Origin of the sequence: Lactobacillus helveticus, assembly GCF_046109915.1 — a bacterium.
Classification (GTDB): domain Bacteria; phylum Bacillota; class Bacilli; order Lactobacillales; family Lactobacillaceae; genus Lactobacillus; species Lactobacillus helveticus.
Map to the genome: position 1 here is coordinate 488,718 of NZ_CP151471.1, position 15,243 is coordinate 503,960.

General features: G+C 32.8%; 12 protein-coding genes and 3 pseudogenes. 7 read left to right on the forward strand and 8 right to left on the reverse strand.

Going from position 1 to position 15,243, the window contains the following annotated elements:
- The first annotated feature begins 15 nt into the window (after window positions 1–15).
- Window positions 16–897 carry a DegV family protein gene (locus AADV52_RS02510; protein ID WP_014918711.1) on the forward strand — a complete coding sequence of 294 codons (882 nt, stop codon included), beginning with the start codon at window positions 16–18 and terminating at the stop codon, window positions 895–897.
- 202 nt (window positions 898–1,099) lie between these two features.
- Here the strand turns inward: AADV52_RS02510 and xerS are convergent, their stop codons facing one another.
- Window positions 1,100–2,182, reverse strand: coding sequence for a tyrosine recombinase XerS (gene xerS / locus AADV52_RS02515; RefSeq protein ID WP_014563506.1), 1,083 nt, complete (start codon window positions 2,180–2,182; stop codon window positions 1,100–1,102).
- 520 nt (window positions 2,183–2,702) lie between these two features.
- Here xerS and AADV52_RS02520 point away from each other — a divergent pair.
- From AADV52_RS02520 to AADV52_RS02530, 3 genes are all read left to right on the forward strand, one after another.
- A complete protein-coding gene (locus tag AADV52_RS02520; protein ID WP_126096178.1) occupies window positions 2,703–3,881 on the forward strand; it encodes an IS256 family transposase in 1,179 nt (392 codons plus the stop codon).
- Between the two features lie 192 nt (window positions 3,882–4,073).
- Entirely contained in the window at window positions 4,074–4,529 is a 456-nt protein-coding gene (locus AADV52_RS02525; RefSeq protein WP_014918714.1) for a hypothetical protein, read from the forward strand.
- A gap of 305 nt (window positions 4,530–4,834) precedes the next feature.
- Window positions 4,835–5,029 carry a hypothetical protein gene (locus tag AADV52_RS02530; protein WP_230856759.1) on the forward strand — a complete coding sequence of 65 codons (195 nt, stop codon included), beginning with the start codon at window positions 4,835–4,837 and terminating at the stop codon, window positions 5,027–5,029.
- A 45-nt stretch (window positions 5,030–5,074) separates the two neighbouring features.
- On the opposite strand, the gene AADV52_RS02535 is transcribed toward AADV52_RS02530, so the two are convergent.
- The 3 genes and pseudogenes from AADV52_RS02535 to AADV52_RS02545 all read right to left on the reverse strand — a co-directional run bounded on the left by AADV52_RS02535 (window position 5,075) and on the right by AADV52_RS02545 (window position 7,506).
- Complete coding sequence (locus AADV52_RS02535) at window positions 5,075–5,683, reverse strand: DUF5052 family protein (protein ID WP_012211932.1); 609 nt, start codon at window positions 5,681–5,683, stop codon at window positions 5,075–5,077.
- Between the two features lie 201 nt (window positions 5,684–5,884).
- Window positions 5,885–6,229, reverse strand: a pseudogene (locus AADV52_RS02540) (hypothetical protein).
- Window positions 6,230–6,359: 130 nt separating this feature from the next.
- Window positions 6,360–7,506 (reverse strand): annotated as a pseudogene (locus AADV52_RS02545) (GH25 family lysozyme).
- A 628-nt stretch (window positions 7,507–8,134) separates the two neighbouring features.
- Here AADV52_RS02545 and AADV52_RS02550 point away from each other — a divergent pair.
- Window positions 8,135–8,389 carry a GlsB/YeaQ/YmgE family stress response membrane protein gene (locus AADV52_RS02550; protein ID WP_023061618.1) on the forward strand — a complete coding sequence of 85 codons (255 nt, stop codon included), beginning with the start codon at window positions 8,135–8,137 and terminating at the stop codon, window positions 8,387–8,389.
- A gap of 1,044 nt (window positions 8,390–9,433) precedes the next feature.
- A complete protein-coding gene (locus tag AADV52_RS02555; RefSeq protein WP_126096178.1) occupies window positions 9,434–10,612 on the forward strand; it encodes an IS256 family transposase in 1,179 nt (392 codons plus the stop codon).
- A 474-nt stretch (window positions 10,613–11,086) separates the two neighbouring features.
- Here the strand turns inward: AADV52_RS02555 and AADV52_RS02560 are convergent.
- Window positions 11,087–11,821 (reverse strand): annotated as a pseudogene (locus AADV52_RS02560) (YoaK family protein).
- 315 nt (window positions 11,822–12,136) lie between these two features.
- On the opposite strand from AADV52_RS02560, the gene AADV52_RS02565 reads away from it, so the two are divergent.
- Window positions 12,137–12,490, forward strand: coding sequence for a helix-turn-helix domain-containing protein (locus AADV52_RS02565; protein WP_014918718.1), 354 nt, complete (start codon window positions 12,137–12,139; stop codon window positions 12,488–12,490).
- Between the two features lie 30 nt (window positions 12,491–12,520).
- On the opposite strand, the gene AADV52_RS02570 is transcribed toward AADV52_RS02565, so the two are convergent.
- The 3 genes from AADV52_RS02570 to AADV52_RS02580 form a co-directional block, all read right to left on the reverse strand.
- Entirely contained in the window at window positions 12,521–13,105 is a 585-nt protein-coding gene (locus tag AADV52_RS02570; protein ID WP_012211926.1) for a peptidylprolyl isomerase, read from the reverse strand.
- Window positions 13,106–13,190: 85 nt separating this feature from the next.
- A complete protein-coding gene (locus AADV52_RS02575; protein WP_014918719.1) occupies window positions 13,191–14,126 on the reverse strand; it encodes a manganese-dependent inorganic pyrophosphatase in 936 nt (311 codons plus the stop codon).
- A gap of 20 nt (window positions 14,127–14,146) precedes the next feature.
- Window positions 14,147–15,121 (reverse strand): LysR family transcriptional regulator, encoded by a 975-nt coding sequence (locus tag AADV52_RS02580; RefSeq protein WP_014918720.1) that lies wholly within the window; start codon window positions 15,119–15,121, stop codon window positions 14,147–14,149.
- Between the last annotated feature and the right edge of the window lie 122 nt (window positions 15,122–15,243).

Here is a 15,243-nt window from a genome sequence, read left to right on the forward strand (position 1 = left end):
GGAAGGGGAAATAAATTGAAAATCGCATTAGTTACTGACAGTACTAGTGTCTTAACTGACCAAGAAGTTAAGGACAATAATATTAATGTGGTTCCGATTCCCGTCATCGTTGGCGACAAGGAATACTTAGAAGGAGTTAACATTACCTCTGCGGAGCTTTTTGAAAAACAAAAGCAAGGCGCAGCTTTTCCTAAGACTTCGCAACCAAGCATGGGTCAAATGATTGAATTATGCAATAAGCTTCATGGAGAAGGATATGAAGCCATTATTGCTATTACTTTATCAAGTGGTATTTCTGGATTTTATCAAAACATGGTAAATATGGCACATAATAATCCGGAATATAATTTGTATCCCTATGATTCTAAAATGACCGTTAGATTACAAGGTTATTTGGTGTTAGCTGCTGCTAGAATGATAAAAAATGGCATGGAACCAGAAGCTGTTTTAAAGAAATTAGATGAGGTTCGTAAGACAATTGATGAATATTTTGTAGTTGATGATCTTAAGAATCTAAGCAGGGGTGGACGTTTAAGCAATGCAGGTGCATTTATTGGTACAATGTTGCAAATAAAGCCATTATTAACATTTAATAGTGATGGTAAAATCGTTGCTTTTGAGAAAATCAGATCTTTGAAACGTGCTGTTGCTAAAGTTAAGAAACTTACTTTGGAAAAAACTGCAGAATTGCCTTATAAAGATAAATTACGATTATTTGTATTTCATTCTAATGATCTTAAACAAGCAGAGGATATAAAACAGTTCATTAATACTAACTTCCCAGATAAGCCTGTTGATGTAGCTGAGTTTAGTCCAGTGATTGCTACACACTTAGGTGAAAAATCTATTGCAATTGCATGGATGATAGACATTGATAAATTAGATTTAACTAAATAAGAAAAAGGCACTGTTAAGTTAAAAAGCAAACAGTGGCTTTTTTATTATGTACTTGCAATAGCAAAAAATATTATAGATAATAAAATAAGCTTAATAATAAAAATACTATTAAAGCCGTTTCAAATAGCAATAACCATTTTATTATTAACAATGTCATAAAATAAAAAGCACCAGTTCGTATAAAAATTGGTGCTTTTAGTTATTATTTAGATTCATTTGCATTTTGTTGTTCATTAGAAATGACATTTAATGCTGCTCGTTGCTTTTTTTGATCTACGTGAGTGTATAAATCTGTGGCAGTAGTTCCTTTTTGACCTAATTGCTGTGCTACTAAAACCTGATCTTTAGTGACGGCATAAAGTTCAGATGCTAGTGTATGGCGCAATTTATGAGGTGTAAGAGGATGACCAAAACTTGCCGAATATTTGTTAACCATTTTTTCAATTGCATTAGTAGTCATTCGTTTGGTTTGGTTATGCCATCTAGTTAAAAAGAAAGCGGTCTGCTTAGGATCGGCCATATAGCGCTCAGCTCGAATTTTTTTATACTTTTTTATATAATCTAATGTCCATTCTGCAATAGGGACACTATCTTTTTGGCCACCTTTACGGGTAACGTCTAATATAGCATCTTTAATATTCAAATCCTGCATATCCACGCCGGCACATTCTGAGACTCTAATTCCTGTTCCTAAGATTAGAGCGATAATGGCCATATCACGTTCTTTATTCTTTTTAAAACCTGGTTTAGCCTGTTTATTGCATTTATTCTCATAATCATGAGCAATAAATTTAAGAAATTCGAATTTAAGATTTCCGGTGTACATATGTGATTCTAAAACGTGAGCTCGATAATTTAATGTCTTTGTGTCATTTAAAGATTCAATTTTAAGCATCACATTTCGTTCAAAATAGGACTTTCCATTATTATTGTCTGCTGTAATAGTTAAAAATTTAAATAAAGAGCGTAAGGCATTGATTGAACGATTGATAGTAGTGGGGGAGTTTAAATGACCCTGTTTATTCTTAGTATGCCCTAAGTTATCAATATAAAGCATGATATCATTTCGACGCAAATTGGCTAAAGTATCTGGCAAAATATGTTGATTATCTTGAGCAGAAGAAATACCTTCTTGACGCAACCAATCAAAAAATCTGCGTATTTCAGTTAAGTATTGATAAGTAGTTGTCAAGGAATGATTAGTGCCCAAATTATATTGTTTAACAAAGTCCGGCATATTATCTAATTCAGTTTTGATTAAACTAAGATACTTAGTAGATTCCATAGTTTCTCCTTATTCGAACAAACGTTTAAATAATTATATCATAGAAAAAGAGCAATAAAAAACACCTATCTTTTACAAGATAGGTGAACAAAAAGCTTCTATCTTTAATTATTACTCCCAATTCAACACTAATATCTATAGTATTAATGTAAAAACTGTTTGTAGATAATTAAAGAATAGAAGAATCACGTCACTATAACTGGAATACTAGCAATGCCGGTAGCAACACCTGAGCATTCCAGTTATAGTAACTTTGATTTTAATATCTATATAACGTAGGCATTTAACATCAAGCAAAATGATCTATATTATTAGACAATGTTGTTTGTATGGTACAACTTACCTTTCAAGTATTTATTTTAAGATGATTATATCTAATGATCAAGTCTTGAGACTGTAAAATAGTTTGTGTAAGGATGAATGATTCCTTAAATTAATTTCTTAAAATATTAGAAAAAGGAGTTCCTTTCTCGTATGATTGGTTTGAACAAAAAACACATACAGAAAGAAGAACTCCTTCATGAATGATTTTACCAAAAATATGGCTCAAGCTCTATTCAATCAAGACAAAATTAATGATTTATTGCGTAAAGAATTACAACAAGCAGTTAATGACTTGTTAGAAGCTGAATTAACTGCCTTTTTAGGTTATAATCCTTATGCAAGAGACGGCTGGAATACCGGCAATTCTAGGAACGGTGCCTACTTTCGCAAGGTGGATACGCAGTTTGGCAAAATTGAAATCCAGGTGCCACGAGACCGCAACGGCCTGTTTCATCAGCACACGCTGCCTGACTACAAGCAGCACTCCGATGTCTTGGAAAACATGATCATCAAGCTTTACTCTAAAGGTGTAACTACCAGAGAGATAGCTGATTTGATTGAAAAAATGTATGGCAGCCATTACAGCCCCGCTCAAGTATCCAATATTTCTAAGCAGATGATCCCCAAGGTAGAGGCCTATCACAAGCGTAAGCTTAGCGATAAGTTCTTCTGCGTTTATCTAGACGCTACCTACGTTCCTCTGCGCCGAGAAACTTTTGAACGTGAAGCTGTCTATATTGCCATTGGCATCAAACCTAATGGCCAAAAGGAAGTTATCGACTACTGCATTGCGCCCAATGAAAACATTGAAGTCTGGACGGAGTTGCTTCAAAATATGAAAAGCAGAGGCCTTAAACAAGTTGAATTATTTTTATCAGATGGTGTTGTGGGTATGAAAACTGCACTAATGCAAACTTATCCTAAAGCTCATTTCCAGCGTTGCTTGGTTCATGTCATGCGTAATATCTGCGCTAAAGTACGCGTGGAGGATCGCGAGGCAATTATGAACGAATTCAAGCAGATTCACCAGCAAGCCAATAAAGCAGCTGCTGTTGATGTATTGCATGCCTTCTATGCCAAATGGGACAAGAGTTATAATCATGTCATAAGAAACCTGAAAGACATCGAGCCGGACCTGCTGGTCTTCTATAATTATCCTAAGCAGATCAGAGCTTCAATTTACTCTACCAACATGATTGAATCTTTTAACAGCGTCATTAAGCGCAAGGCTAAGCCTAAAGCAGAGTTTCCGACTGAACAGTCGCTTGATACTTTTATTGGCATTCAAGCAATGAGTTACAATGACCGCTACTTCAACCGAATTCACAAAGGCTTTGGTCAGGTTCAGGACACCTTAGAATCTTACTTTGATTAAATAAAGAATAAAAAATCAATCTATGAGAAAGATCTATTTACACAAAAAATTTGACAGTTTCCAAGTCTTAATGGCAAATTATTAAAAAATATTTTTATTTAACATTAACTTAGATTGAAATATTTTTTTGTAATTTCACGTATAAAAATTGTACAATAAAAACAATAGAATTATATAAGACGAGGGAAAATTATGACAGAAGAAATTGATGTAAATTTACAAGCTAAAAATCCAAGTGGTATTAAATTATTAAATCGCTTGTATGATGGACATTTAGTTTTAAACGATATTGGTGTTCGCTTAGATGAACAGCTTAATAATGAAAATGAAGAGTTAACAGTGCCAACTCAAGAAGATGTTAACAACTTAGATGATACCTTTGGCAAAATGGTACAGACTTTTGGTGATATTACTAATGCTTATGGCAATGTAGATACTTTTGCGGATAATTTTGCAGGGACCACTAAGGACTTTGCAGAAAGATTAATCACCGAAATGGCAGATTTTAATAATGGTATTGCGGACATTGGAGATACTGAAGGCGGCCTTGAAAATTATGATAACGATAAGCTCAATGATTGGGTTAACCAAGTTATGGGTGATATTGTAGCCACTAATGAAAAATTTAATACCTTAATTAAGGAATAAAGCATAATGAAAAAGATACTGGTTATTGGTTCGCCTGGAGCTGGGAAGAGCACATTTTCTAGAAGACTTCAAAAGAAGATCAATTTGCCAATTATATATCTAGATTAACTTTCTTGGAGATCTGATAAAACTACAGTATCCAAAGAAGAATTTTTAAGCCAAGTTAAGTTAAAGAGGCAAGCTGATGCTTGGATAATGGATGGTAACTACAGTGATTCTTTATTTAATGAGCGACTTAATGCATGTGATACTGTATTCTTTTTAGATTATAGTGTAGATACTTGTTTAAGTGGTGTTCGTCAAAGATGGGGAAAGAGAAACGACCTGATATGCCCTGGATTGAAGAGCAAGAAGATAAAGAGTTTATGAATTATATTAGGCTTTTTCCTAAAATACAAAAGCCTAATATTGTTAGGATCTTGAAAGATCGTCCTAATATAACGGTTTATCGTTTCAAAAATAGACAAGAAGCTTTAGATTTCTTAGATAAATTAGGCTAAATAAAAGACGTCTCAGTGTAGTGAGGCGTCTTTTTGAATACTGGATTACTTCTTTAAACTGGCTATCGGATAAATAGTATAGTCTGCTCTGTAAGCTACTAAACGATGACCATCGATTACGAACTGGGTAGCATTTTTCATGTCACTTTTATGAATAGAAACGTTTTTACCAGTGAAAACTGCAATAGGCATCCCTAGCTGACTTCTAATCATAACTACTTTAGCATCCCCATTCCAGTCATTTTTAAAGTTTTGATACATAGTATTTAGTAAAGGAACAGCTTTATTTTGATCATTAATGTTTACGTGCTTATTAAACTCATCTTCGTAGTTCTTTAACCCTTCATATGCAATAAGAGTAGAGCCTACGTGAATCATTCTGTTGTGGCCATAATCGACATCAATTACGCTAGATTTTTCATTGCCGCTACTATCTTTTTGAGACATCTTTTTATCTGTATGAATATCAACGGATTTAGCCTTGATTTGATCGATCTTTTGTCCATTAGAATCGTAAGTAGAGACCGTTAATGGTAAAGCGCCAATCTTAGAACGCATTGATAATTCCCAATTTTCAATATTACTACAACCAGAAAGTAAAGTTATTGCTAAAGCACCTAAGCTTAGCAATGAAACAAGCTTCTTTTTATGCATGTGTTTTATTAACCCCTCAATTTATTACTTAATATTGATGAATTTAATTTTATCACATTTGTGCTTGAGGGATGCAAGAGGGATTAAGTTATCATTAAGTAGGGTATTCGTGAATATAGCTATTTTTTATTAAAAACAAAAAATGAATTGATCATCACTTTTGACAATCAATTCATTATCTTACATATAAAATGTCTATATTTAATTTATACGATGCCAAATATAAAATCCAAATCCGATAATTAATGCAATGGCCACATATAAAAACATCCAAGCATATATAAATCCACCGAATATTCCTAAGATTCCTGCGATAATCATCAAAATCAGACCAGTTATATCATCACCTAAATACGGGCTTTTCTCTAAACAAATATAGACAATTCCGGCACCGATAAATAAACCAGCTATGACTATTTCTGAAATACCACCAAAAATACTTTTAGTTGCGTATATACCTAGTAATTGACCTAATAGACCATCTAAAAATAGTCATATTGATAAAACAATCATTAAAATTCCAATAACTAATTTAGTGACTCTCATCTTTTTTACCTCCATGTCTGTATATATTATCTAAGCAAGAAGCTCAAAATTTCAAAAATAATATACTAAATTAATGCCAATTGCTATCTAATAAAAAAGACTAAGCAATTCTTGCCTAGTCTTCTTAGGATTATTTAAAAGTATTAGCCTTTACATATGCATTTTTACCGACTCTATAGTAAGCTTCATTGTTAATGTAATGCTTTGGCCCATATGTCTTAATAGGCGATCCTTGCTAAGTGATCCATTACTTTGGTAAACATCAGCATCAGCTTTAAATGTGCGTGAGCTGCCTAAGATATTACTTGCCATGATGTATTTATTGTCGCCAATTTTAACGGCTGATTTACCGTTGCTTAATTTAGTTTTGCCACCATAGCAGGTAATTGATACATAAGCTTTATAAACTTCTCCTGTACGTTTGCCGTTACCATCATATACATAAGACTTGTACATTATTGTACCAGTGTGCTTAGTATTTAGAATTAGATGGTGCTTGTGAGACTGCAGAGCCTGAAATAGATAATGGGAGTATAGTTACATTGCCATCAGTGGACGTACCTTTCCAATTATCAGTATATTGCCATATAGCTACGCCGTCCATTGGCCGTCCATTGAAGGGAAGTATTTAAAATTAGGTTTATCTACTCGTCCAGATATAGCATATGCTGCTACCCATAAAGAATTAGGATATTTTTTGACAATAGAAGGTGTATTAATATTATTTTGTAATACAGAAGAACTAGCATAAAGAAGAGGTTGATATCCAGCTGTCTTAATTTCATCCATAAAAGCCAGAATGGCTTTAGCAGTAACATTCTTACCATTAGTAATATATTACCGCTGCCAGTTTCATAATCACATGCTAGATATGATCCCTTAGGTAGACCTAAAGCTTTAGCAGATGAGACAGCATATTTAGCTTCGCTTTTAGCCAAGGAAGCGTTTGAACTAAAAGTAGCAAAATGATAGCCTATAGGCATCATATCAATAGCAATAGCCGATTTTATTTGAGTAGCGGCTTTAGGATTTCTGTAGCTAGTACCTTCGCTAACTTTAACTATTGCAAATTGGGATCCAGCTTTTGCATGAGCTATTAAATCGGCACTTTGATAACTCGCAACATCAATACCTAATTCTCTAGCAGCTACAGAAGTTGCTGAAGCTTGAACTTGAGAAGGATAAGTAGTGGAGAGGGGTGCAGGTAAGATGCTAATCCCAGCATTTACTAACATAGTTGCACAAGCTAATTTTACAAATGTTTTCTTTTTTAACAAATTAATTCCTCCATAATTGGTGGAGAAAGTTAATGATCTATATTTCTCACATTTAATATACTTAAAACTTATATATCATAGATTACATTGGTAGGTACCAAAGCACAATAGCTGAGATTAAATATTAATACTGTAGTAATCATATATACATATATAAATATTTTATACATATATAAATATTTGCAATAAAATTGAGATAATCATTCTTTTTATTTACTGTGCGCTTCTTTAAAGGGATGCATGCAGTAGGCTTATTGGGGGGTTGGTAGACAAAATAGATAATATATAAGATCGGAGATAGAGGAGTATATATGTGAGGTAAATACTAGCTTGCAAAATAAAAAAAGGAAGACTATCAGGAAAATATAAATCAGCACTGATATTATAATTAGAATAGCTTGCTTTTTAGAAACTTTTAATTTTTAAATAGCAAGAAGAATACTTAAAACCTAAAGAAAAGTATAAAGAAGCCTATTTCGTATATTACTTTAATGACAAAAATATTGTGATTATATAAAATATAGACAAAAATATTGTGATTATATAAAATATAGATAGTTAAGAAAAGCGCTTAATTAACTGAATAGATTATATAGATGTTTCTTTAATGAAAGTAAAGGCGATTAAAATGCTACATTGGATTTGGGTATTAATTGTTGGAGGAGTTATTGGTTTGATTGCTGGAGCTCTTACAGGGCATGGCAAGTCAATGAACTGGATTGCTAATATTTTAGCTGGATTAATTGGTTCCTCATTAGGTCAAGCTTTATTAGGTGCCTGGGGACCTCAAGTTGCTGGCATGGCAATTGTACCGTCAATTTTAGGTGCAGTAATTTTGGTAATCATTGTTGCCTTCGTTGTCAGCAAGTTTAGAACTGCATGATATTTATTCAAATAAAAATAAAAATTTATAGTACGTACTATAAACGAAAAGACTAAATCAAGGATAAAAAATTACTTGGTTTAGCCTTTTTTGTTGCCCTATTCTCTTAGAAAGAGGGGAGTGAAAGAAGCGTTTTGGTGATAAAAGCCCAAGATTTAAATAGTAAAAATACATAAATTCCTAGAATGAGTTAATGCAGATGCCGTTGATGATCAAAAATTCACTTGTTATAAAGTATCTAATGCTGTTTAAATCTAAGTAGTAAATTTGAAGTATAAAAAGATATTTAATAATCAGATTAATGATTAACTGTATACAACTAATTTAGTTTTTTAAGCTGCTTGCCGAGAAAGTACATATTATTTTAACTTGATAAAATAATATGAGATGAGGAGAGGAGAAAAAAAGATAAATTTATGCTAAATTTGGCGTATGTTGACCGTTTATGGAGCGAAAATGTAAAAATTACACAATTACACACAGATGTGAAAGATTTTAAATAAAAACAAATTATAAATGTTTAAAAATGTTGATATATCAGCGTTTTTTAGGGAAGTAGCATCTATCTATCATTAAAATTATTGTTTTAAATAAAGCATAACCGATAAAATTTCCTACTATTTATTGATTTATTGCCAGATTTGGCAGTAAAACAGAGAATTCCTATTAAATACTATTTATGACGTTGTCTTCACTAATTCAGCAATTTTTTATAGTTTTATTTCAAGCTACCATCTTTTTTATTCATATTAGAACTTAAGGATTAGCTGATGATTGGTGATTCGATATGAATCTTTATTAGTTATAGTGACACATATGCTAATTAATTATAAATCTGCATTATTAAACCAATCTTAGTTGATACAAAGAATGTATTATTAAATACAATTCAATTACTAGTTTAATAGACAATTGAGACTGTAAAATAGTTTGTGTAAGGATGAATGATTCCTTAAATTAATTTCTTAAAATATTAGAAAAAGGAGTTCCTTTCTCGTATGATTGGTTTGAACAAAAAACACATACAGAAAGAAGAACTCCTTCATGAATGATTTTACCAAAAATATGGCTCAAGCTCTATTCAATCAAGACAAAATTAATGATTTATTGCGTAAAGAATTACAACAAGCAGTTAATGACTTGTTAGAAGCTGAATTAACTGCCTTTTTAGGTTATAATCCTTATGCAAGAGACGGCTGGAATACCGGCAATTCTAGGAACGGTGCCTACTTTCGCAAGGTGGATACGCAGTTTGGCAAAATTGAAATCCAGGTGCCACGAGACCGCAACGGCCTGTTTCATCAGCACACGCTGCCTGACTACAAGCAGCACTCCGATGTCTTGGAAAACATGATCATCAAGCTTTACTCTAAAGGTGTAACTACCAGAGAGATAGCTGATTTGATTGAAAAAATGTATGGCAGCCATTACAGCCCCGCTCAAGTATCCAATATTTCTAAGCAGATGATCCCCAAGGTAGAGGCCTATCACAAGCGTAAGCTTAGCGATAAGTTCTTCTGCGTTTATCTAGACGCTACCTACGTTCCTCTGCGCCGAGAAACTTTTGAACGTGAAGCTGTCTATATTGCCATTGGCATCAAACCTAATGGCCAAAAGGAAGTTATCGACTACTGCATTGCGCCCAATGAAAACATTGAAGTCTGGACGGAGTTGCTTCAAAATATGAAAAGCAGAGGCCTTAAACAAGTTGAATTATTTTTATCAGATGGTGTTGTGGGTATGAAAACTGCACTAATGCAAACTTATCCTAAAGCTCATTTCCAGCGTTGCTTGGTTCATGTCATGCGTAATATCTGCGCTAAAGTACGCGTGGAGGATCGCGAGGCAATTATGAACGAATTCAAGCAGATTCACCAGCAAGCCAATAAAGCAGCTGCTGTTGATGTATTGCATGCCTTCTATGCCAAATGGGACAAGAGTTATAATCATGTCATAAGAAACCTGAAAGACATCGAGCCGGACCTGCTGGTCTTCTATAATTATCCTAAGCAGATCAGAGCTTCAATTTACTCTACCAACATGATTGAATCTTTTAACAGCGTCATTAAGCGCAAGGCTAAGCCTAAAGCAGAGTTTCCGACTGAACAGTCGCTTGATACTTTTATTGGCATTCAAGCAATGAGTTACAATGACCGCTACTTCAACCGAATTCACAAAGGCTTTGGTCAGGTTCAGGACACCTTAGAATCTTACTTTGATTAAATAAAGAATAAAAAATCAATCTATGAGAAAGATCTATTTACACAAAAAATTTGACAGTTTCTAGACAATTCTATTTTTAGCAGCATGATTTAGCTAATGATATATTATGCTGCTGCATAGTTTTATTTAAGTAATAAATAAAACTGGTTTTCAAAATTTAAATTGTTCATCTTATAAAATTAACAGGCGAGTTCATCAATTCATCAATAATTAATTATCAATTAAAAATAATGAACTGGACCGTAGAATTGCAATCTCAGCATTCATAAAAATGAAAAAGATCATTTAGTTAATCAATAGTTAATCTAGTTAATCAATAGTTAATCAAAATCGCAAAAAGAAAAAGCATAAAAAAGATTTGCTAATCTAAATACTAAAAAATGACTTCTGTCCAGGTATTAAGATAATTTCTATAGCTTGCTTTACATAATATGAATTATGCGCAGATGTACTTTAGAAATATTTCAATCTCTTTTATGCTCTTCTATATTTTAATAATTCTATTTTCTTATTATTTTTCAATGCATTAAGATAAATTATATTTATAATAGCCAGCAATATTACAGCTATCCATATTGTTTTTAAGATTAGAAACTTTTGTAGGAATGCTGAAACAATTGCACCAATTCCAAATGAAATAACTAATAACATGTAATTGATAGCTGCCGTATGCTGACTTTTATCCTTACCAAAGAAAAATGCGCTCCAAGCAACAACGGTTTTTTTTAGATTTCCAGTTGTAAATGCATTATTATATCCCATTCCTTCAATTTTGCTGAATGATGCATTTTGAATTGCTAATCCAAATGCAATCGCTGGCACAATGTAATAATTGGGAACGCTACGTGGCAAAAAAACTACAATCAAGCAAATAGCTAAAATTGGAAATAAACAAAATACTCTCCAATAATAGCCTTTTAATAGCCTTTAACATATTTATGGAATAATCCTACTACCAAGTAATCCCAATGAAAATGCGATAAATGTACTTGCTCGGTTGATCATACCAGGTATATCCAGGTATATTATGATTTGCTAAAGCAGAACTAAAGAATATGATGTTTCCAGTTTGTCCTGCAGAAAGCGTATGTCCCCCTTTGAATAAATATATGTATACGCATCGACAAAACCACCACAAAAAGTAAGAGCGCATGCTAATTGTCGTAATTCTGCTGGACGCTGATAATTAAAAATCTCTTTTAACCTCATTTTGTAATAATTCCCCTCTTTGATTTTTATAGCCAAAGTACATTATAAACTTTGCATAGAACAAAAATGTAAAGTTTTTTTAGAATATCTTAAAATAAAGAATCAAAATATTTAATTTTATAGAGTTTTTGAGTTAAAATTGCCTACATGGAATCACGGGATAAGGGTCAATAAAGTGTTTGTTTTAATATCTAACATTTTAATATTTAATATAGTGTAAGTTAATACTATTAAAATAGTTTATTCATTTTATCCTAAAACTTTTATAGTCTATACCTATAAAGGTACAAGTAACTTGAAAGGATCGAATGCTTTGTGAATATTAATTTAGGAGAAGAAATTTCTCGTAGAAGACGTGAACAAAAACTTACACAGGAGGATTTAGCTGAACTTAGCGATCTTTCAGTTAATTTTATTTCACGTTTAGAAAGAACTAAGGATCAAAATATTAGTATTCAAAAGCTTGATTCAATAGCTCGGGCTTTGAACACTAATACACCAGATATTATTAACAATGCCTACTCTGTTGCAAATGTTAAGCCAGAGAGTCATGTTAACAATACACCTATTTTCATTCAAAAAGTTACTAATGAGCTAAGAAAATTACCAGATGATCAAGCTGAACGAGTATGCAAATCTCTCATCGTGCTTTTAAAAGAAATGAAGTAAAAAAAGGAGTTGCAAAAATGCAACTCTTTTTTAGTCTTGAATCTCTACTTCATCAATAGTTACGTCTTCTAATGGCTTATCCATTTTATTTTTCTTTACTTTAGCAATTTCATCAACTACATCCATGCCATCGATCACTTGACCGAAAACAGTATGACGACCATCTAACCAAGGAGTTCCCCCCTGCTTATAGGCATGAATAATTTCTTTAGGATAACCAGCTGGCTCCATTTGTTTGATGTAACGTTTAGGCATATTTTTATTTTGCACAATAAAGAATTGACTACCATTAGTATTAGGACCTGAATTAGCCATTGATAAAGCACCACGAAGATTAAATAAATCACGTGAAAATTCATCTTCAAAAGGATGTCCCCAAATACTAGTACCACCTGTACCGTTTCCTTCGGGATCACCACCTTGAATCATAAAATCACTGATTACTCGGTGAAAAATAGTAACATTGTAGTAACCTTTTTTTGCTAATCGAACAAAGTTTTCGACAGTCATTGGTGCTTGATCTGGAAATAATTGAATTGTGATGTTACCATGATTGGTTTTAAGAACTGCACGAGGACCTTTGACGTTTTCTAAATCTAACTGTGGGTATGACATAATATATCTCCTTTTTAATAATTTAAGATAAAAAAATGACTAGGATATGTCCCTAGTCATTTTTTATTAAGCAGTATCTAAAGAATTAACCTTCAAAAGCTTCTGTCAATGGTGGAACTACTTGCTTTTTACGTGATACAACACCAGGTAACTTAACTTCTGAATCATTAAGCTTCTTATCAAAAGCTTTTTCAAATAATTCTTTAGTTTCATCAGAACCGACTACTAAAGCTTCAGAGTCAGAATCAAGAATATTAGTGATTAAAAGCATGAACATATCATAACCGTTATAGTTTGATGATGCTTCCATAGCCTTTAAAAAGGCATCCTTGCGTTCTAAAGCTTCTGGTAGGTCAACTACATTGATTTGTGCTACACGTACATTGTGACCGTTTAAAGCGAAGCTCTTAGCATCTAAATCAATCAATTCCTCTTCTGATTTATCACTGATGTTAGTACCTGCCTTAAGCATTGCTAAACCATATTCTTTGTAATCAACGTTTGCAATTTTAGCTAATGCTTCAACAGCCTTTTTATCATCATCAGTAGTAGTTGGTGACTTAAGAAGTAAAGTATCTGAAATGATAGCTGAAAGCATTAATCCAGCAAGCTTTTCAGGAATTTCAATACCGTTTTCGTTAAACATCTTCCAAACAATAGTTGAAGTACAACCCATTGGTTCAGCACGGTAGTACAAAGGATCTGCAGTGTTAAAGTTCATAATTCTGTGGTGATCAACAACATGAGTAACTTTAACCTTATCAATGTCTGAGACACTTTGTTGAGGTTCGTTGTGGTCAACCAACATAACAGCGTTAACTTCTGGAGCAGCTTCCTTAATAACACGAGGAGCTTCAAAACCAAATTTCTTAAGGGCATATGCAGTTTCGTCATTAGGTTCACCTAAAGCGACTGCTTCAGTATTGTAACCTAATTTATTTTGTAAGTATGAAAATGCAATGGCAGTACCAATAGCATCAGTATCTGGATTTTGGTGTCCGAAAACAAATTCTTTTTCCATTGAATAAATTGCCTCTTTTTCTAACTTTTTATTTGATCTACTAATAGTTTACTAAAATTCTGGTGCTTGTCCAAGAACTTTTCCCATTCTTTTAAGAGATTTTGCATTCTAGGAATTTCAAGTTTACCTTTACGGTAAACATAAGAGATGGTAAATCCATGTTCTTCTTTTAGATAAATTGGAGTTAAATTGGTTGAATCAATTTCATAACGATGGGCGTCATAATAGGATTGTGTAATAAAAGTATCGTAATCTGAATTCTCAGCCATTTTGATTAATTCCTTAGTAGATCCAATTTTGATAGGAATAATCGGTTTGTTCTTCTTTCCGAAGTAACCATGCATCAAAGGAGTTAAATAGAAATTATCAGGATATGCAACCCATTTTCTATTTACAAAACGTGAAACTGGGTAAGATTCTCCAGCTTCAAAAGTTGTTTTATGAGTTAAAATTACTAATTTATCGTCATAAAAACTCTCGTAGTTATATTGATGACGTAAATTAGTGTCTTCTTTCTTAGTGCTGTCAGGCAAATACATAATAGCTATATCGACTTGATTAGTATCTAGTCTACGCCACAATTCCTTACGATCAAAATAGTTAATAGTAAAGGTTACATCTGGGTATTTCTTGTTAAATTCACCTAAAAATTGGTAAAAAATATTTGATTGAAGTGAATTCAAAATCCCTACAGAAATATGGCCTTTATCTGCTTGAGTATATTCTTGAATATCACTTACAACTCCATTGATAGTATTAAGCAATTCAACCGCAGCAGTTTCCATTTCTTTCCCTGCTTCAGTCAAATATAATTTCTTTCCCATCTGACCAAATAGTGGAGCACCAATAGCGTGCTCGAGCTTCTTTACTTGCTGAGTTAATGCAGGTTGAGTAATACCCAAAATTTGAGCTGCTTGGGTATAGTTCATTGTATCAATCAGTTGTAAAAAATAATGTAATGATTTGGCCGACAATATTGTATCAGTTTTAGGCATAACAATTATCTTCTTTCTCAAAATTTTATTTTATGATAAGTCATGTCCCATAACATAATTTATTATCTATCCAAAAAGAAATAGTGTCAAAACAAATGTCTCAGCACTATTTTTCTTTTTAT

Excerpts from the sequence above, each read along its gene's own strand:
- xerS (WP_014563506.1), bottom strand. The coding sequence starts at position 2,182 with ATGGAATCTACTAAGTATCTTAGTTTAATCAAAACTGAATTAGATAAT.
- AADV52_RS02520 (WP_126096178.1), top strand. The coding sequence starts at position 2,703 with ATGAATGATTTTACCAAAAATATGGCTCAAGCTCTATTCAATCAAGAC.
- AADV52_RS02525 (WP_014918714.1), top strand. The coding sequence starts at position 4,074 with ATGACAGAAGAAATTGATGTAAATTTACAAGCTAAAAATCCAAGTGGT.
- AADV52_RS02530 (WP_230856759.1), top strand. The coding sequence starts at position 4,835 with ATGGGGAAAGAGAAACGACCTGATATGCCCTGGATTGAAGAGCAAGAA.
- AADV52_RS02535 (WP_012211932.1), bottom strand. The coding sequence starts at position 5,683 with ATGCATAAAAAGAAGCTTGTTTCATTGCTAAGCTTAGGTGCTTTAGCA.
- AADV52_RS02550 (WP_023061618.1), top strand. The coding sequence starts at position 8,135 with ATGCTACATTGGATTTGGGTATTAATTGTTGGAGGAGTTATTGGTTTG.
- AADV52_RS02555 (WP_126096178.1), top strand. The coding sequence starts at position 9,434 with ATGAATGATTTTACCAAAAATATGGCTCAAGCTCTATTCAATCAAGAC.
- AADV52_RS02570 (WP_012211926.1), bottom strand. The coding sequence starts at position 13,105 with ATGTCATACCCACAGTTAGATTTAGAAAACGTCAAAGGTCCTCGTGCA.
- AADV52_RS02575 (WP_014918719.1), bottom strand. The coding sequence starts at position 14,126 with ATGGAAAAAGAATTTGTTTTCGGACACCAAAATCCAGATACTGATGCT.
- AADV52_RS02580 (WP_014918720.1), bottom strand. The coding sequence starts at position 15,121 with ATGCCTAAAACTGATACAATATTGTCGGCCAAATCATTACATTATTTT.